The following is a 16,472-nucleotide window of genomic DNA, read 5'->3' as shown; positions in this document are numbered from 1 at the left end:
GAACTTTTTCAAGAAATACCCCTATAGGGAGGGGGCTTGGAAGTTGTCAAGGGCAATGGGATTTTAAGCACTGCGTAATTCTTCAAAATCTTTGAGAGAAAATCATGAATACGGTCGACACACTGCCCCGGGATCCTGCATGCGCCGCGCTTCTGCGCTGCCGCGCCGAGGATATGGATGCCGATGGGGCCTGGCTTTTCTGGTCCAATCCGCCCTCCCCGGCCCTCTACCGCAGTCTGAAGGATCATGGACAACTTGTGCCTGTGCTGGTCGATGGCAAAGGCGCGCGGCCCGTGCTCGTTGCGGGCGCGGCCCGGGTGGTCGCCCTGGCGGAGCTTGACCGCGAAATTCTGTGCATGGATCTGGGGCTCCTGAGCGCCGAGGACAGAGGATTGGCCTATGTACAGTCCAACGCCGGAGCGGAGTTGTCAGACGGGCAGCTCGTCCTGGCCCTGCGCTATTTCAACGCCCTGCCGGACGTGAACATGGAGCGGGTTCTGGAGACGCTCGGTATCGAGGCTCGCTCCAAGCGGCTGCGCCTGATCCGTTCCTGGCTGACGCTACCTGCGCGCTGGGATGCGCTTCTGGTCGCGGGGGCTGTCCCCCTGGCCTGTGCGGACGTTCTGGAAGCCTTTGCCGCCGATGACCTTGAAGCCCTTGAGGCACTTTTTGCAACGCTCTCCTGGTCGCGCGGGAACGCGGTCAACGTGTTGACCTGGATTCGCGAAATCCGCGCCCGCGACGGTGTTTCCGTGGCGCAGGTGCTGGAGGACGCGGGCCTGAGGGAGATTCTGGCTGCCGGGCTCTCGCCCAAAGATGCCATGACCCGCATTCTCCATGAAATCCGCCTGCGGCGCTACCCGGTGTTGTCGGACATGGAGCGCGATTTTATCGACACCGTCCGCCGGGTTTCGGCCGGAACGCGCTGGAGGATTGTGCAGCCGGACGTGTTCGAGAGCAACGCGGTGGAACTGAGCGTGCGTCTGACGAGCCCGGACGGGCTGCGTGCCGTCAGCGCCGAACTTGCCCGTATCGCGGCCCGTGAAGATCTGGACAGCCTTTTTCCGCTGGGTGGCAAATGAAGACGCTGCCCACCTATCTGCAGGGCATCAGCCGGGTAGTGGTCGATGCGGCCGTGGCCGATTCCCCCGTGGCGCAGCGCGTGCGCCAGAAGCTGCCCCACCTGACGGCGGAAGTGCTGGCCGAGGGCGAAGCCCTTTCTTCCGGGCTGGCGCGCGAAGACATTCTTTATCTGAAACGGTACCGGGGGCGTTTTTTGCGTCATTGTCCCGGCACCAGTCATTATCGCTGTTGCGGGTACCAGATCGTGCACATCGGCGAGAATTGTCCGCTGCGCTGCTCGTATTGCATCCTGCAAGCCTATTTTCAGGATCGCGTGCTCAAGGTCTGGGCCAACCAGGATGATCTGTGGCGTGAGCTTGACCAGGCCTTCAGCGCAAACCCGGATCGCCGCTATCGGGTCGGCACCGGGGAGTTCACCGATTCCCTGGTTCTTGAAGCCCTGACCGGCTACAGCCGGGACCTGATCGAGTTCCTGGGGAGCTATCCGCAAGTCTGCCTTGAACTCAAATCCAAGGTCGTGGACCTGTCCTGGATGGACGTGGTGCGCGATCCGTCCCGGGTTCTGCCGGCCTGGTCCATGAACGCGCCGGCCATCGCCGACCATGAGGAACAGGGCGAGTGCGCGAGCCTGGAAGAGCGCCTCGCAGCGGCGAGGACCTGCGCCCGGGAAGGTTTTCGGGTCTGCCTGCATTTTGACCCCATGATCCATTTTTCCGGCTGGCAGGAAGGCTATGCCCGTACCGCCGAGATGATCTTCGACCATCTGCGTCCCGAAGAGATCGCCTATGTAAGTATGGGCTCCTTTCGGCACATGCCGGACCTCAAGCGCTGCATCATCGAGAATTTTCCCGGGTCAGGCTACATTCACGGAGAGTTCATAACCGGCATCGACGGTAAACAGCGCCTGCTGCGTCCCTTGCGGGTCGAGCAGTTCCGTTTTCTGGCCGACGCGTTGCGCCGGGGCGGGCTTGATCGGCAGCTGTATCTTTGCATGGAGTCGGACGAGGTTTGGCAGGCCGTATTTGGTCGGACACCGGCGGATCTGGGGGGGCTTTACCGGCATCTGATGGCGCAGGCTTTTGGCGAATAGGGGGAAAGGGTCGGGGGGGGGCAGGCTGGGTGGTTTTTGGTTGGCGGACTGCGGCCCGGTGTCGCCATGGCCTTGAGGCCCGCCGGAACTCCTTCGCGGGCCTCGTAGAGTTGAATCGTTGCGTGCAGGGCGGAAAATTTCGATCAGTACGCCCGGCAACGATTCAACAAACGATGCCTGGCTCAGTCAGACAGCCGACGCGCCTCAAGACCATGACGACACCGTGCCTTGAGACGGTGATGGAAGGTGTTTTTTTGGTGAAGAGTGAGGCGTTGTTTGGGTTGTTTTTTTAATTGACGGACTGCGGCCCGGTGTCGCCATGGCCTTGAGGCCCGCCGGAACTCCTTCGCGGGCCTCGTAGAGTTGAATCGTTGCGTGCAGGGCGGAAAATTTTGGTCAGTACGCCAGGCAACGATTCAACAAACGATGCCAGACTCCGTCAGACAGCCGACGCGCCTCAAGACCATGACGACACCGTGCCTTGAGGCGCTGATGCAAGGTGCTTTTTTGGTGAAGAGGGGGAAAGGGCCTCCGGGATAGGGGAAGCCCAGCAGGTTGGATGGACCCTCGATTATCGGACCTTGCCGAGTCGTCGAAACTAAAAAAAATCATTCCGCCTTGGGTTGTGGCTTCATGATGCCGCCCAGATCCAGATTCATGTTCTTTATGCAGCTGTCCTTAAGATGGCAGCGTTCACATCCATAGCGGTGGGGGTAGGGGGTGATGGTCGCGTATTTGCGGTCCAGGGCCCCTGAATCCTGAAGGTTCAGGCCGATTTTTTCAAGCGTACGGCACAGGGGCTTGGTCGGTTCGGGAACCGGCGCGCACTGTTTTTCTCCAAGCTCGGGCATCAACGCCTTCAAGGTTCCCATGATCATGGTCTGGGCGATGGCCTCGTGCTTGAATCCCTCGGAAGGGGACTGCTTCCAGATTTCGTCAACCTGATCCTCCACCTCGCTTTCAAGAAACACAACCACATGCTCCTTGCGGTCGCCGAGCTTGTAGACCTTGAGTAGGGGCAGCCATTTCTCCCAAACGTCGAGCACGGCGATCATATCGCGCGGGCCGAGTTCGTCGATCTGGGACAGGAAAAGAAACGTGGGGAAATCGAACTCCGGCTGCACCGGCAGTTGCGTGATGGACAAAGTCTTCATGGGTACTGAAACCTGTGGTCTAGGGTGTCTGGGAAGCCGGACGTCGGGGCCTTGGCGTGGATTGGTCCTTGATATACTTGCGCGTGAAACTCAAGGATTTTCTCTTGCTCCAAGGTGTCTGGCCGCCCACAGCGAGGCTTGCAGACGGTTGGGCACGTCGATTTTCTTGTAGATGTTGTAGATGTGCGATTTGACGGTGTTGAGGCTCAGGAAAAGCTTTTGCGCGATATCCTTGTTGGTCGCGCCGGCGGCGAGCATGAGCAGAATTTCCTGTTCTCGCTGGCTCAGTTCCGCCTGTCCGTCTTCTGGGGCGATCAATTCGGCGGGGCGGTTCTGCTTGCCGAGCAGAAACGCGGACATGGCCTCGCGGGAGAACCAGAGCTCGTTTTCGAGCATGGCGCTCACGCCTTTGACCATGAGCCTGAACGGGGAGTTGCGGTAAAAAATGCCGCGAATGCCGGAATTGATGGCTTCAAGTTCGAGGGAGCGGTCTTCGGGGACGTTGAAGAGGGCCACGGACGTGGACATGAACGGTGAGTCCTCGCCGTTTGCCGCCTGCAGGAGTTCTTCCATGGACATGCCGGTGCAATCGAGGAGGGTCAGGTCGGGCCGGGCGGTTTCAAGAATTTTGGGCAGCGAGGGGGAGTGGCTGCAGCTTACGCCGGTTTCCTGGCTGAGTCTGGCTGCCAGAAGGTCGTTCAGGAGCGGATCTTCTCCGACGATTCCGAGCATGGCCGGTCCTGCCTGGCCGGGTTTTTTGCCGGTGTTGACGCGAATGGAGGTGACTTTGGTAGGATCGAAGGCGATGGCCATGCCGCTCTTTTCCGAGCGCACCACTGTTCCCTCGACCCGAAATCTGGCTTGCGGCTGGCCTGCTTTCATGCCGCCGAAATCAAGGGAGATGTTGAGTGTCACTGCCGTGCCGGCGGGATATGTCTGCCCGGTTTCAAAAAAGACCCCGCCGGCGGAAATGTTTGTCGTCGCCAGCTCCTGGTCCGAATAATCATGCATGATCGAGCTCACTTTCGAGGGGATGCTCATGGAAAAACGTTCAATTCCGCGTCGATTATCCTTTTTAGACGCCGTACTGTTGTTCATGTTTCCTCCGTGCGGCTTCGCAACGTTTTAGTCCGATACTTTTACTTCCGCGGCGGAGATGTCTTGCGGCAACAGATTGTTTTTCTTGAGATACTCTAGGAATTTCTTGGCAATTTCCAAATTATTATTGAGGCGCAGGGCCGTGCGCAGATGTTCGATGGTTTTTTGGATGTCGGCCTTGGCGAAGCAGGCCCGGGCCATGTTGTAATGCAGGTTCTCGTCGGCCGGGGAAAGTTCCAGCGCTTTGGAATAGTACTCCGTGGCCTGTTCGTACATTTCATTTTTGCGCAGGCTGATGCCGAAATCATTGAAGAGATGTTTGTGCTCGGCCTCGAAGGTCGCCTCCATCTTGATCAGACGCTGGAAGATGTTGTCGGCCTTGCCCGTTTCTCCCCGGTCCAGATAGGTCAGGCCCAGACCGAAATTGGCCCTGATGTTTTCTTCATCGACGCGCAGGGCGTTGCCGAATTCGTATTCCGCGCTGTAGGTCTCGCCGTTGACCCGGAACCGTTCGGCTTTGGCGATGGTCTGATTGAGTTTGCGGATGCTTGGATAAACCTTGCTTGAATAGAACTCGGGTTCGGGTGAGTACTGCTCAAGGAATTCTTCTTTCGGGATTTCCTGCTTGGGACCCGAGGGGACGTAGTTCGGATTCAGAGGCTGAATGGTGATCACGCCCTGGTCATCTTCCTCGGCAAACCAGTACATGGTTTGCGTGGTTTTGCGGACGGTCGCACCCGCACCGACCTTGGCAATTTTTTCGGAGGAAAAAACCCCCTTGATCCGTGCGCGTTGATTCTCGGTTTCCGACATGGGCGTCCCCCGCAGAAATTATGTTATTGTCTTCAAATAGTCCCGAGCCGCCTGCACAGGGTTGTCCGACCGGGTGATCGGTCGGCCGACGACAAGGTAGTCGCTGCCGTCAAGGGCTGCCTGAGCCGGCGTGCAGACACGGGACTGATCTCCGGAGTCGGCGTCGGGCAGGCGAATTCCGGGAGTGAGAAGCTGAAAATATGCTCCACATGCCTGACGTATAACACGAACTTCCCTGCCTGAACAGACCACGCCGTCGAGTTTCCAGTTTTGGGCGCTTCGCGCCAGGTGAACGGTCAGATCACGCAGATTCTCATCGGTGGCGTCCGGGTTCCAGGCCAGATCTTTTGGCCCAAGGCTGGTCAAGAGCGTCACGGCCAGGATGCTGGGCGGTGCCTGTCCTGGCGCAAGGCCTTGGTCCCGGCCTGCCGCCGCTGCTTCGCACATGGCGCGTCCGCCAAGTGCGTGGATGGTCAGCATGTCCGCGCCCATGCGCGTGGCCTGGGCCGTGGCCGCCTGCACGGTGTTGGGGATGTCCATGAACTTGAGATCGAGAAAAACCTGAAATCCCATATCCTTGAGCTGGGCGATCAGTTCCTGCCCTGCACTCAGGTACAGTTCCAGGCCGACCTTGACCCATGGCACGACGCCTTGCAGGCGGGAAGCCAGGGACAGGGCCTGGGCCGTCTCGGGAAAATCCAGGGCCACGACCAGGGCCGGTGAGGTTTTCATGAGATCCCCCATTGACGGATCAGGGCGGCTTGCCACGATTCCTGGTAGGCCGGTTTGGTTTTCTCGGCCACATAGATGGCGCGCAGTTGCTCGTAAGCCAGGTTCAGATTGTCGTTCACGATCCAGTGGTCGAACCACCGGCTGTCCGCGATTTCGTCCCGGGCGGCGGCCAGGCGGCGGATGATGGTGGCCTCGCTGTCCGTGCCCCGCCCGTTCAGGCGCGCCTCCAGAGCTTCGCGTGACGGTGGGAAGACGAACACGTAGCAGCCCTGCCCCATGTTGTTCTTGATCTGGCGCGCGCCCTGCACGTCGATGTCGAAGATGACGTCGCGTCCGTTGGCCAGCAGGTCCATGGTGGTCTGCCTCGGGGTGCCGTAGAGGTTGCCGTGGACTTCGGCCCATTCGGCGAAAAAGTTCTCGTCCCGGCGGAGTTCGAACTCCTCGCGGGTCAGGAAATGATATTCCCGGCCGTCGACCTCGCCCGGGCGGGGGGCGCGGGTGGTGCAGGACACGGAAAAGGTGAAGGCGCTGAATTCAGCGGTCAGGCGCCGGATGAGGGTGCTTTTTCCCGTGCCCGAAGGGGCGCTGATGACGAGCATCATGCCCACGTTGGTTTGTGGGGGATGGGTGCTTGTGCTATTCATCACTGCCTCCAGCGGTGAAGCGTTGACTGATTGTTTCGGGCTGGATGGCGGACAGGATGCAGTGGTTCGAATCGGTGATGATCAGCGAGCGGGTTTTGCGGCCCTGCGTCGCGTCGATGAGCCGTCCGGCCTGTTTGGCCTCCTCCCGCAGGCGTCGCATGGGGGAGGAGGTCGGGCCGACGATGGCCACCACCCGGTTCATGACCACGGCGTTGCCGAAGCCGATGTTCAGGAGTTTTTTCTTTTCCACTGCCTACTCCAGATTCTGGATCTGCTCTCTGCATTTTTCGAGTTCGGCCTTGAAGGTCACCACCAGCTGGCTGATGCTCGTGTTCTGGCTCTTGTTGCCGCAGGTGTTGATCTCGCGGAAGCACTCCTGGACCATGAAATCGAGTTTGCGGCCCACGGGTTCGGTCTGGTTGAAGTATCCGTCGATGCCCTTGAGATGAATCTCAAGACGCGTCAGCTCCTCGGACACATCGACCCGGTCGGAGATGGTGGCCAGTTCCTGCAGCATGCGGTCCGGATCTATCTGGGCACCGCTGTCGAGGAGCAGCTTGGCGACCCGTTCCTGCAGCAGGGCAAATCGTTCCGGCGCGGTCTGGGCCGCGAGGACCCGGATTTCCTCCACCAGCACGGTCAGGCGCGCAAAGCGCACTCGCAGATCCTCCTCCAGAGCAAGCCCTTCCCGGACCCGCGTTTCGTCCCAGTCTTCCAGGGCCTTCTTCAGGGTCTCGGTGAGGCTTTCAATGAGTTGCGGGTTGTCGATGCTGCCGGAGTCCTTCCAGAGGGAGGGGATGTTCAGCAGTCGGTTCAGGTCCGGTGTATGCGGGACCTCCATCGATGCGGCCAGGCGCTTAAGCTCCTGCAGCATGGAGGCCGCCATGGTCCTGTCCAGGCTTAAGGACTGCAACTCGGGATTGTTGATCTTGAGTCCGAGAAAAAGCTCCACTCCGCCACGGTTGGCAATGGTGCGAACCTCGTTCTCCCAGGTTTTCTGGTGGGCGTAGAGGGTCGGTGGAATCTTCCATTTCAGGTCCAGGTGGCGGTTGTTGAGACTGCGGATTTCCCAGGACAGGTTCCAACCTTCTTCCTGGGCGCTGGCACGGCCGTAGCCGGTCATACTCTTGGGCATGGCATATCCTCTGATGATGTTAAATGCTTGAGGGATTCCCTGTACATGTCCCGGATGCGGGTCAGGTGCTTCTTGACCTCGGGCGCGGCGTAGTCCGGGAAGGTCCAGGGGAGGTCACACCAGTCTCCCTGTTGAAAGATGAGAGTCAGATCGGCCCAGATTCCCGATGACAGGTACACCCGGTGCGTGAAATTCTTGCCCGTGGCCAGGACCAGACGTTCCTGGGTGACGTAGCCCGGGTCGAGGTTGAAAAGCCTCCTGCCGTCATGAGCCCATCGAGTCTCCAGCCTGTTGGTGCCCAGCTTGATCTCGGCCAGACCGTCGAGGGGCAGGGGGCGTTCAAAGGACAGGATGTAACGGAAAATGGGCGTTCCCAGCTCCGAATCGTAATAGCTGGTCCGGTTGAAGGGGATGGGCTGCGACTCGTAATCGATGCGGCCCATGATCTCTTCAAGGCAGGGGCGAAGCTCCGGCCAGACCTCGTCACGGCGGGCGCTCAGCACGGACAGGAAGGCGCGGCCCGGAAGGGGCGACGCCGGGATGCTCATGCGCCCTCCCGTTGCTCTTGGGCAAGCTTGGCTGTTAGTCCCGAAGAGGTCAATCCCGTAGGGACTACGCGCAAAAGCTCCCGGGCCCGGGAGGGGGCGTCGCTGACCGAGCACTCGACGTAGAATTCGTTCATGCCCGTGCCGCCGTCTTCCAGGGCCACGTCCATGGCCGGGAGTTTGAGCAGTTCGAGCAGAAAATCAGCGCGTTTGCGGGCCACCGCCTGGCGTAGGGTCTTGGCTCTTTCCCGGCGGATGTGGCCGGGCACGGAGCCCTTGAAGAGCACGGCCGGGGTGCCCGGGCGCTCGGAATAGGGGAAGACGTGAGCGTAGGAGAGGGGCAAACGCTGCACGACATCCATGGTTTCGTCCGCGTGCGCCTGCGTTTCGCCGGGAAAGCCCGCGATGAGGTCCGCGCCCAGGCCGAAGACCGGCCAGATCTCGCTCAGGTCTTGCAGAAAATCGAATATCTGTTCCGGTCCGTAGTGCCCCCTGCCCATGCGCCGCAGCACTTCCGGGCTGCCGCTCTGCAGGGAGATGTGCAGGTGCGGAGTCATGAGGCGGCTTTGCGCCAGGGTGGAGAGCGCCTTGGCGTTCAGGTCGCCCGGTTCCAGGGAACCAAGCCGCAGCCGGGCCCGGCCTGCCCAGCGGGGGGACAGGGCCTGGTCCACCGCAGCCAGAAGATCCCAGAAATCCTCTTTTGCGGGCAGATCCCGGCCGTAGTGGCGCAGGTTGATGCCGCACAGGGATATTTCGCGGATGCCGGAGTCAAGCAGGCGCGACGCTTCGCTTATGATCTCTTCGGAAGGGCGGCTGACGGAGCGTCCGCGCGTGGTGGGGATGATGCAATAGGTGCAGCCGTGGGAGCAGCCGTCCTGGACTTTGATTACGCCCCGGGCGCGGTTGTAGCCGGAGATGGCCAGTGCGGGAAAGGGGGCTTGAGGCTGGTCCGGGCTGCCAAGGCGGGTTTTGTCTTTCTGGGCGATGATCTCGTCGACGGCGTCCATGGCCAGGATGCGTTCCCGGTCGGCCTCAACGGCGCAGCCCATAACGACAATCCACGGCTTGGGATTGGCCGAGGCGAGGCTCCGGACCAGCTTGGCCAGATCGAGCACTGCGCGTTCGGTCACGGCGCAGCTGTTGATGAGCACGATGTCGGCCAGGGCCGGGTCGTGGGTTTCCATCAGTCCGTCCGTGACAAGAGCTTCGCGGATGGCCTGGGATTCGTACTGATTGACCTTGCATCCCTGGGTGGTCAGAAAAAATAGCTGTCCGGGTTCACGCCGCATGGATTGCCTCCTGGATCACGCCGCCGGCCAGGACCTGTCCTTCCGGCGAATACACGGCAGCCACCTGTCCGGGGGTGGGAATGGCCCGCGGCCCGGGGAAGGCGATGGTCATGCCCGATTGATCCACGGTCACGTGCGCCGGTTCGGGGCGCTGGCGGTAGATGGTCTGCACGAGAACCTCATGGGGCCAGAGTTCGGGCGGCAGGAGCAGGTTGGGGATGTCCGTGCGACAGCCGGACGACATGGCTTCTGCTTTGGGGCCGACGAGGAGTCGGTTGCGCGCGAAGTCCTTGCCCGTCACGTAGAGGGGCTCGCTGTAGGCGATGCCGAGGCCCTTGCGTTGCCCGAGGGTGTGGTTCCAAAGGCCCGCGTGGCGCCCCAGGACCGTGCCGTCGGCCAGTGCGATGGGACCGGGCCCGCCGAGCCGGACGTTTCTTTCCCGCAGAAAGTCCCTGTAATCGGCGGAAATGAAGCACACCTCCTGGCTTTCGCGTCCGGCTGGGGGCTCCATGCCGCGCTCGGCCAGGGCCAGACGCACGGCGTTCTTGGTCCAGCCGGACAGGGGAAAGAGGACATGTGCGAATCGTTCCCGGGGCACCCGGGACAGAAAATAGCTCTGATCCTTGTCCGCATCGAGCCCTCTGTACAGGGCCGGACCCTGCGTGGTGTGCAGCAGGCGGGCATAGTGGCCCGTGGCCAGCCGATCCGCGCCCAGTTCCCGCGCCCTGTCCAGCAGCAGGCCGAATTTTATGGCCGGATTGCAGGTCGCGCAGGGGTTGGGGGTCAGCCCGGACTGATAGGCGCGTACAAAAGGGGCGATGACCAGTTCCTCGAATTCACGCCGCAGGTCCACCAGATGAAAGGGCACGGAAAGGGTGGCGCACAGACCGCGCAGCCGTTCGTGCAGGGCTTCGTCGTCCGCGCCCAGAAAACGGGCGTGCACGCCCATGACCTCGGCCCCGGTTTCCCGGAGCAGAAGCAGGCTCATGAGGGAATCGGCCCCTCCGCTCAGTGCGATCGCAGTTTTGTGCATGTAAAAAAAGGCCGGAAGATCCGGCCCGGGTTAAGCAAGTGGCGGTTCGGGCAGCTTTGGCAGATGCGTTTCCAGAGTCTGGGCTGCGCGCAAGAGGCTGGCTTCTTCCATGTTGCCAGCGAAGAGTTGCAGGCCGACCGGCATGCCGGTGTCCTTCCCGAGCCCGACGGGCAGGGAGAGCCCCGGCAATCCGCTCAGGTTCAGGGAGATGGTGAAGATGTCCGTCAGGTACATCTGCAGCGGATCGGAGGTGTTTTCTCCGATGGCGAAGGCCGTGGTCGGGCAGGCCGGACCGCAGATCAGGTCGCACTGGCCGAGGGCGTTCAGGAAATCCTGGCGGATCAGGCGCCGGACCTGGGCTGCCTTCCTGTAGTAGGCGTCGTAGTATCCGGCCGAGAGCACGTAGGTGCCGAGCATGATGCGGCGCATGACCTCTTCCCCGAAGCCTTCGGAGCGGGAGCGGGTGTACATGGTCGCAAGGTCCTGGGTCTGGCTGCTGCGGCGGCCGTAGCGCACCCCGTCGAAGCGGGCCAGGTTGGAGCTGGCTTCGGCCATGGCCAGGATGTAGTAGGTGGCGATGGCGTATTCGGTGTGCGGCAGCGACACGGGCACTATCTCGGCGCCCAGGGCGTTGGCAAGTTCGACGGCGCTTCGGCAGGCCGCGTCCACCTCGGCCGAGAGGCCTTCGCCCCAGTACTGCTCGGGCAAACCCAGGCGCAGGCCCTTCAGGGATTCGCCCCGGCTCAGGGCTTCGAGATAATTGGGCACCGGCGCGTTGACGCTGGTCGAATCCTTGGGATCGTGACCGGCGATGACCTGCAGGATTTCCGCCGCATCGGCCACGGTGCGGGTCATGGGACCGGCCTGGTCCAGGGAGGAGCCGTAGGCGATGAGGCCCCGGCGGGAAACACGGCCGTAGCTGGGCTTCAGCCCCACGATGCCACAGAAGCTGGCGGGCTGGCGGATGGAGCCGCCCGTGTCCGTGCCGATGGAGGCGAAACACTGTCCGGCCGCCACGCTGGCCGCAGAGCCGCCGCTGGAGCCGCCAGGAACCCGCGCCGTGTCCCAGGGATTCTTGGTGACCTTGAAGGCGGAATTCTCCGTGGACGAGCCCATGGCGAATTCGTCCATGTTGGCCTTGCCCAGGATGATGGCCCCGGCGTCTTTAAGTCTGGTCACGCAGTCGGCGTCGTAGACCGGAACGAAGTTCTCGAGAATTTTGGAGCCGCAGGTCGTGGGCATGCCCACGGTAGCCAGGACATCCTTTATGATGACGGGCACTCCCCACAGGGGTCTGGCTGCGTCCGGTCCCTTTTTGTCCATGGCCTCGGCCTGGCTCAGGGCTTCTTCCCCGGAGACGTGCAGGAGGGCTTCAAGCCGTGGCTCGGTCGCGGCGATGCGCTCCAGGCAGGAGGCGGTCGCCTCCTGGGCGGTGACTTCACCTGCGCGCAGGAGATCGCGGACCTCGGTCAGGGAATGATGGAAAATCTGTGACATGAAAAATTTCCTCTTGGAGCTGTTCTGAAATGCGCCGTCGATCAGACGATGCGCGGTACGATGAAGTATTCGCCGTCGGTCTCGGGAGCGTTGCGCAGGATTTCGGTGCGCTCGAAATCCTTGCGGACTTCATCCTCGCGCAGGAAGCCGGGCTGCTCGACGGGGGTGTACATGGGTTCGACACTGCTGGTGTCCAGCTCATTCAGTTTGTCCATGTAGCCAAGAATGTCATCCATCTGGACGCTGAGGCCGGCGGCCTGCTCGGGGCTGATTTCGAGCCGGGACAGGTTGGCGATGGCCAGGGCTTTTTCAGGGCTTATTTTCATGCTCATCCTTGCTGCTTCTTGTTTTGAAGTTGGATTCGGCGTTCTTCGCGGCGGATCTGCCTTTGCTCCCTGGCCTGACGGATCTTCTCCATGTCCGCCCGGATCATACCCGAGCGTGTCGGCTGGAACAGGAACAGGTCCTGGGAGGCCTGGCCTGCGTCCCAGTGCATGGGCGCCAGGGTCCAGGGCATGCGGCTGGCGGCCTCGGCCAGCGCCTGGTTGAAGGCCGAGACGGAGCTTTGGCCGCCTCCGAGCAGAGCGGTAAAACGCACGAAGTCGTAGCCCAGCGCCGCCCACATGTCCGCCTCTTCCCCGCCGCCCTCTTCCATGCCGCGCTTCAGGCCCTGGGCGCTCTGCGAGGTAAGGTCGGTGCTCCAGGCCCCGGGAAAGAGCGTCAGATCGAAGTATTGCGTTTCCAGGTTGGCCTCGTTCAGACTCTGGCCCCAGAGTTGCGGCCCCAGGAAAATGAGCCGCGTCTCTTCGTAGTAATGGAAAAGCGGGGCCAGCTGCTGCACCCGGAAAAGGGAATCGGGCAGAAAAACCGCCTGAAAGGGAGGTTCGGGGTTCAGGGTGTCCTTGGCTCCGCTGGCGCCCAGAATGGCGGCCACGGCCTTGCCCCAGGTCGGCGGGTTCTGGATGTCGTAGCCTCTGATCGTGGAAATGCGGGCACCCAGAATTCCGGCCTGTTCCCGAAAGATGTCGGTCATGGCGGTGCCGAATCGGTCCTGGGGATGCAGGATCGCATAAGACGTGATTCCCAGCTGTTCGCAGCCCCGGATGACGGCCCGGACCTGGTCGGCGGGGGTGCTGAAGAAACGCCAGGCCTCCTTGCCCTCGTCCTCGACGCTGGGCATGAAGGTCAGGAATCTAGATGTGCGGTGCAGGCCCGCCAGACGGATCTGTCCCCAGATTTCCTTGCGCAGCGGGCCGCCGATGATGGGCACGCCGCTCACGGCGCGCAATTCCTCCAGAAAGGTCGGAGATTCGGTGTTGATGAGCTTGATCGCCGGAGCCTCGGTCTGGGCCCGGCTTTCGCGCCAGGCAGTGTCGGCGCCCTTGGCGATTTTCCAGCCCACCTGCGCGTACGGTCCGGAAAGGGGCAGGAGCAGGACCAGGCTCTGCCTGACCGTGCCCATTTCCTGTTCCAGGGCGCGCAGCTGGGCGGCAAAGAACTCCCTGTTGGCGAGACCGCCGCCGCGTACGATGGTGGACAGGCTGGGCCACACGGCCGCCCAGTTGTCCCTGTCCTGCGTCAGAAGCTTCATGCTCCGCGCCCAGACCACCATGGACCAGGGATAGGCGCTCGGGTCGGCGTCAAGGGCGCTGGCCAGGATCTTGCGCAGCTCATCTGCCGGCAGGGATTCCGCCCGGCGCAGGGCGTCGGCTTCCAGCGCGCCACGGGTCGCGTCGTCGGGTGCGGCCTTGTAGATGAAGCCCATGGTGTCAAAGGCCAGCCCATATTCGGGGATGGCCCAGAAATGATCGACAAGCTCCATTCCGGCCGCCTCGCGCGTGGTCCAGTCAAGGTCGGTGCGGCCGGCGAGGTCGATGAGGTAGCCGACATAGGCGTCCTTGCCCTTGCGTGCCAGGAGAAGCTGGGCGTTGGCCTGGTTCCAGTCCCAGGAGGACGTGGCGGTTTTGTTTTCCGCCTGCCATGCCTGCAGGTTCTTTTCCGCCAGCTCGTATTCCCCGAGCTGCACCGCGCTGCCGACGGTATTGCGCCAGGCCTCGCCGCGGCCGGGATCGCCCACGCGGCTTGTCTCCAGATACTTGGTGTAACGCTGGAGTGCTTTTTGCGGGTCCGCGGCCTTGTGCCCGGGCAGTCCGGAGGCGGACTTTGCGTCGGGAGTCGAGTACACGATTTTCTTGGCGCAGGAGGCGGAGCCGAAAATCAGGGCCAAGATGATGAGGCAGGAATAAAGTGGTCGGATTTTCATAAGGTATGGAGCCTGACACGGGTCTGACGGGGTGTCCCGGTTGAATAAAAAAAAGCCTGGCCCCGTCAAGGGCCAGGCGTGGAGTATAGGGACCGGCAAATTGCCGTGTCAAGCCAATGCTTGTCGTGCTCCGTACTTACTTTTTCACTTCCGTGTAGTCGGCGTCCACCACGTCTTCGTCGTCGTTTTTGGCGCCGCCGCCCTGTCCGGCGTCCTGCGGGCCTTCATGGGCTCCGGCGTCGGTCTTCTGGGCGTAGAGCTTTTCGGCCAGCTTGTGCGAGGCCTGGGCCAGTTCGTCCATGGATTTCTGGATGGCATCTACGTCTTCGCTCTGCAGGACGCTCTTCAGGGCCTCGGCCTTGCCTTCGATGTCCGCCTTCATGGCGGCGTCGATGTTCTCGCCCAGATCGCGGATGGATTTCTCCGTGGTGTAGATCAGGGTGTCGGCGCTGTTGCGGACTTCGATGAGCTTCTGCTTCTTCTTGTCCTCTTCGGCGTTGGCTTCTGCTTCCTTGACCAGACGTTCGATGTCCGTGTCGCTCAGGCCGCTACTGGCCGTGATGCGGATGGACTGTTCCTTGCCCGTGCCCAGATCCTTGGCCGAGACGTTGACGATGCCGTTGGCGTCGATGTCGAAGGTGACCTCGACCTGCGGCACACCGCGGGGAGCGGCCGGGATGCCGGTCAGCTCGAAGCGGCCCAGGGTCATGTTGTCGGAGCACATGGGACGCTCGCCCTGCAGCACGTGAATGGACACGGACGGCTGGTTGTCGGCGGCCGTGGTGAAGGTGTTGCTCTTGCGGGTCGGGATGGTCGTGTTGCGGTCGATGAGCTTGGTGAACACGCCGCCCAGGGTCTCGATGCCCAGCGACAGCGGGGTCACGTCGAGGAGCAGCACGTCCTTCACGTCGCCGGCCAGGATGCCGCCCTGGATGGCCGCGCCCATGGCCACGACTTCATCGGGGTTCACGCTGCGGTTGGGCTCCTTGCCGAAGAATTCGCCGACCTTCTTCTGCACCAGAGGCATGCGGGTCATGCCGCCGACCAGGATGACTTCGTTGATGTCGCCGGTCTTGAGGCCCGCGTCGGCCAGGGCCTTGCGACAGGGCTCGATGGTGCGGCCCACCAGCGCTTCGCACAGGGATTCCAGCTTGGCGCGGGACAGCTTCATGGTCATGTGCTTGGGACCGTTCTGGTCGGCAGTGATGAAGGGCAGGTTGATGTCCGTCTCCATGGAGGAGGACAGGTCCTTCTTGGCCTTTTCGGCGGCTTCCTTCAGGCGCTGCAGAGCCATTTTGTCCTTGGCGAGGTCGATGCCGTTCTCCTTTTTGAATTCATCGACCAGGTAGGTGATGATTTCGTGGTCGAAATCCTCGCCGCCCAGGAATGTGTCGCCGTTGGTGGCGCGCACTTCGACGACGTTGTCACCCACTTCGAGGATGGAGATGTCAAACGTGCCGCCGCCGAGGTCGAACACGGCGATCTTCTCGTTGGCCTTCTTGTCCGAGCCGTAGGCCAGGGAGGCGGCGGTGGGTTCGTTGATGATGCGCTTCACTTCGAGGCCGGCGATGCGGCCGGCGTCCTTGGTGGCCTGACGCTGGGAGTCGTTGAAATAGGCCGGGACGGTGATGACCGCTTCGGTCACGGTCTCGCCCAGGTAGGTCTCGGCGTCCTTTTTCAGGCGCTGCAGGATGAGCGCGGAGATTTCGGCCGGGCTGTACTTCTTGTCTCCGATTTCCACGTAGGCGTCGTTGTTGGCTCCGGCCACGATCTTGTAGGGGCTCTTGGATATCCAGCTCTTGAGCTTGGGATCGTCGATCTGGCGGCCCATGAGACGCTTGACCGCGAAAATGGTCTTGTCGGAGTTGGTGACGGCCTGGCGCTTGGCGATCTCACCCACCAGACGATCCTGATCGGTGAACGCAACAATGGAAGGAGTCGTGCGCCCGCCTTCGGGATTGGTGATGCATTTGGCTTCCTTGCCTTCCATGACATAGACACAGCTGTTGGTCGTACCCAAATCTATTCCGATAATCTTACCCATTGTGGTCTCCTCTGCGGTATTTGAAATAATTATGTAAAAATCGGGCACAAAT

At 61.7% G+C, this 16,472-nt stretch carries 16 protein-coding genes; 2 read left to right on the top strand and 14 right to left on the bottom strand.

Annotation, left to right across the window (positions count from 1 at the left end):
- Positions 1 to 104: 104 nt before the first annotated feature.
- Complete coding sequence (locus BMZ40_RS04815) at positions 105 to 1,082, top strand: ParB N-terminal domain-containing protein (RefSeq protein WP_092372986.1); 978 nt, start codon at positions 105 to 107, stop codon at positions 1,080 to 1,082.
- Positions 1,079 to 2,173 carry an SPL family radical SAM protein gene (locus tag BMZ40_RS04810; RefSeq protein WP_092372985.1) on the top strand — a complete coding sequence of 365 codons (1,095 nt, stop codon included), beginning with the start codon at positions 1,079 to 1,081 and terminating at the stop codon, positions 2,171 to 2,173. The genes BMZ40_RS04815 and BMZ40_RS04810 overlap by 4 nt, the downstream gene beginning before the upstream one ends.
- Positions 2,174 to 2,781: 608 nt before the next feature.
- Here BMZ40_RS04810 and BMZ40_RS04805 read toward each other — a convergent pair.
- The 14 genes from BMZ40_RS04805 to dnaK all read right to left on the bottom strand — a co-directional run bounded on the left by BMZ40_RS04805 (position 2,782) and on the right by dnaK (position 16,420).
- Entirely contained in the window at positions 2,782 to 3,327 is a 546-nt protein-coding gene (locus BMZ40_RS04805; RefSeq protein ID WP_092372984.1) for a hypothetical protein, read from the bottom strand.
- Between the two features lie 90 nt (positions 3,328 to 3,417).
- Positions 3,418 to 4,425: a LuxR C-terminal-related transcriptional regulator gene (locus tag BMZ40_RS04800; RefSeq protein WP_092372983.1), complete on the bottom strand. Its 1,008-nt coding sequence runs from the start codon at positions 4,423 to 4,425 to the stop codon at positions 3,418 to 3,420.
- Between the two features lie 27 nt (positions 4,426 to 4,452).
- Positions 4,453 to 5,238 carry a tetratricopeptide repeat protein gene (locus BMZ40_RS04795; protein WP_092372982.1) on the bottom strand — a complete coding sequence of 262 codons (786 nt, stop codon included), beginning with the start codon at positions 5,236 to 5,238 and terminating at the stop codon, positions 4,453 to 4,455.
- Positions 5,239 to 5,256: 18 nt separating this feature from the next.
- Positions 5,257 to 5,970, bottom strand: a complete 714-nt coding sequence (pyrF, locus tag BMZ40_RS04790; protein WP_092372981.1) for an orotidine-5'-phosphate decarboxylase — start codon at positions 5,968 to 5,970, stop codon at positions 5,257 to 5,259.
- Positions 5,967 to 6,614 (bottom strand): guanylate kinase, encoded by a 648-nt coding sequence (gene gmk / locus BMZ40_RS04785; RefSeq protein WP_092372980.1) that lies wholly within the window; start codon positions 6,612 to 6,614, stop codon positions 5,967 to 5,969. Before gmk ends, pyrF begins: the two co-directional genes overlap by 4 nt.
- Positions 6,607 to 6,864, bottom strand: a complete 258-nt coding sequence (locus tag BMZ40_RS04780) for a DUF370 domain-containing protein (RefSeq protein WP_028576869.1) — start codon at positions 6,862 to 6,864, stop codon at positions 6,607 to 6,609. The genes gmk and BMZ40_RS04780 overlap by 8 nt, the downstream gene beginning before the upstream one ends.
- Before the next feature lie 3 nt (positions 6,865 to 6,867).
- Complete coding sequence (locus BMZ40_RS04775) at positions 6,868 to 7,749, bottom strand: YicC/YloC family endoribonuclease (protein ID WP_092372979.1); 882 nt, start codon at positions 7,747 to 7,749, stop codon at positions 6,868 to 6,870.
- Positions 7,734 to 8,297, bottom strand: coding sequence for a DUF4416 family protein (locus BMZ40_RS04770; protein ID WP_092372978.1), 564 nt, complete (start codon positions 8,295 to 8,297; stop codon positions 7,734 to 7,736). The genes BMZ40_RS04775 and BMZ40_RS04770 overlap by 16 nt, the downstream gene beginning before the upstream one ends.
- Complete coding sequence (locus tag BMZ40_RS04765) at positions 8,294 to 9,583, bottom strand: MiaB/RimO family radical SAM methylthiotransferase (protein WP_092372977.1); 1,290 nt, start codon at positions 9,581 to 9,583, stop codon at positions 8,294 to 8,296. Before BMZ40_RS04765 ends, BMZ40_RS04770 begins: the two co-directional genes overlap by 4 nt.
- Positions 9,573 to 10,616 (bottom strand): tRNA 2-thiouridine(34) synthase MnmA, encoded by a 1,044-nt coding sequence (gene mnmA, locus BMZ40_RS04760; RefSeq protein WP_092372976.1) that lies wholly within the window; start codon positions 10,614 to 10,616, stop codon positions 9,573 to 9,575. Before mnmA ends, BMZ40_RS04765 begins: the two co-directional genes overlap by 11 nt.
- A gap of 30 nt (positions 10,617 to 10,646) precedes the next feature.
- Positions 10,647 to 12,113, bottom strand: coding sequence for an Asp-tRNA(Asn)/Glu-tRNA(Gln) amidotransferase subunit GatA (gatA, locus tag BMZ40_RS04755; protein ID WP_092372975.1), 1,467 nt, complete (start codon positions 12,111 to 12,113; stop codon positions 10,647 to 10,649).
- 41 nt (positions 12,114 to 12,154) lie between these two features.
- Complete coding sequence (gatC, locus tag BMZ40_RS04750; protein WP_092372974.1) at positions 12,155 to 12,439, bottom strand: Asp-tRNA(Asn)/Glu-tRNA(Gln) amidotransferase subunit GatC; 285 nt, start codon at positions 12,437 to 12,439, stop codon at positions 12,155 to 12,157.
- A 2-nt stretch (positions 12,440 to 12,441) separates the two neighbouring features.
- Entirely contained in the window at positions 12,442 to 14,376 is a 1,935-nt protein-coding gene (locus BMZ40_RS04745) for a type 1 periplasmic-binding domain-containing protein (RefSeq protein WP_092372973.1), read from the bottom strand.
- Positions 14,377 to 14,512: 136 nt separating this feature from the next.
- On the bottom strand, positions 14,513 to 16,420 hold the full coding sequence (dnaK, locus tag BMZ40_RS04740; RefSeq protein ID WP_092372972.1) for a molecular chaperone DnaK: 1,908 nt from the start codon (positions 16,418 to 16,420) through the stop codon (positions 14,513 to 14,515).
- Positions 16,421 to 16,472 lie beyond the last annotated feature (52 nt).

The sequence above is a fragment of the Desulfomicrobium apsheronum genome (genome assembly GCF_900114115.1).
GTDB lineage: Bacteria > Desulfobacterota > Desulfovibrionia > Desulfovibrionales > Desulfomicrobiaceae > Desulfomicrobium > Desulfomicrobium apsheronum.
Note: the sequence above shows the minus strand (reverse complement) of the source record. Positions and strands in the feature narration are given on the sequence as shown.

What these genes read in the sequence shown, in the direction of transcription:
- BMZ40_RS04815 (WP_092372986.1), top strand. Translation starts at nt 105, where the DNA reads ATGAATACGGTCGACACACTGCCCCGGGATCCTGCATGCGCCGCGCTT.
- BMZ40_RS04810 (WP_092372985.1), top strand. Translation starts at nt 1,079, where the DNA reads ATGAAGACGCTGCCCACCTATCTGCAGGGCATCAGCCGGGTAGTGGTC.
- BMZ40_RS04805 (WP_092372984.1), bottom strand. Translation starts at nt 3,327, where the DNA reads ATGAAGACTTTGTCCATCACGCAACTGCCGGTGCAGCCGGAGTTCGAT.
- BMZ40_RS04800 (WP_092372983.1), bottom strand. Translation starts at nt 4,425, where the DNA reads ATGAACAACAGTACGGCGTCTAAAAAGGATAATCGACGCGGAATTGAA.
- BMZ40_RS04795 (WP_092372982.1), bottom strand. Translation starts at nt 5,238, where the DNA reads ATGTCGGAAACCGAGAATCAACGCGCACGGATCAAGGGGGTTTTTTCC.
- pyrF (WP_092372981.1), bottom strand. Translation starts at nt 5,970, where the DNA reads ATGAAAACCTCACCGGCCCTGGTCGTGGCCCTGGATTTTCCCGAGACG.
- gmk (WP_092372980.1), bottom strand. Translation starts at nt 6,614, where the DNA reads ATGAATAGCACAAGCACCCATCCCCCACAAACCAACGTGGGCATGATG.
- BMZ40_RS04775 (WP_092372979.1), bottom strand. Translation starts at nt 7,749, where the DNA reads ATGCCCAAGAGTATGACCGGCTACGGCCGTGCCAGCGCCCAGGAAGAA.
- BMZ40_RS04770 (WP_092372978.1), bottom strand. Translation starts at nt 8,297, where the DNA reads ATGAGCATCCCGGCGTCGCCCCTTCCGGGCCGCGCCTTCCTGTCCGTG.
- BMZ40_RS04765 (WP_092372977.1), bottom strand. Translation starts at nt 9,583, where the DNA reads ATGCGGCGTGAACCCGGACAGCTATTTTTTCTGACCACCCAGGGATGC.
- mnmA (WP_092372976.1), bottom strand. Translation starts at nt 10,616, where the DNA reads ATGCACAAAACTGCGATCGCACTGAGCGGAGGGGCCGATTCCCTCATG.
- gatA (WP_092372975.1), bottom strand. Translation starts at nt 12,113, where the DNA reads ATGTCACAGATTTTCCATCATTCCCTGACCGAGGTCCGCGATCTCCTG.
- gatC (WP_092372974.1), bottom strand. Translation starts at nt 12,439, where the DNA reads ATGAAAATAAGCCCTGAAAAAGCCCTGGCCATCGCCAACCTGTCCCGG.
- BMZ40_RS04745 (WP_092372973.1), bottom strand. Translation starts at nt 14,376, where the DNA reads ATGAAAATCCGACCACTTTATTCCTGCCTCATCATCTTGGCCCTGATT.
- dnaK (WP_092372972.1), bottom strand. Translation starts at nt 16,420, where the DNA reads ATGGGTAAGATTATCGGAATAGATTTGGGTACGACCAACAGCTGTGTC.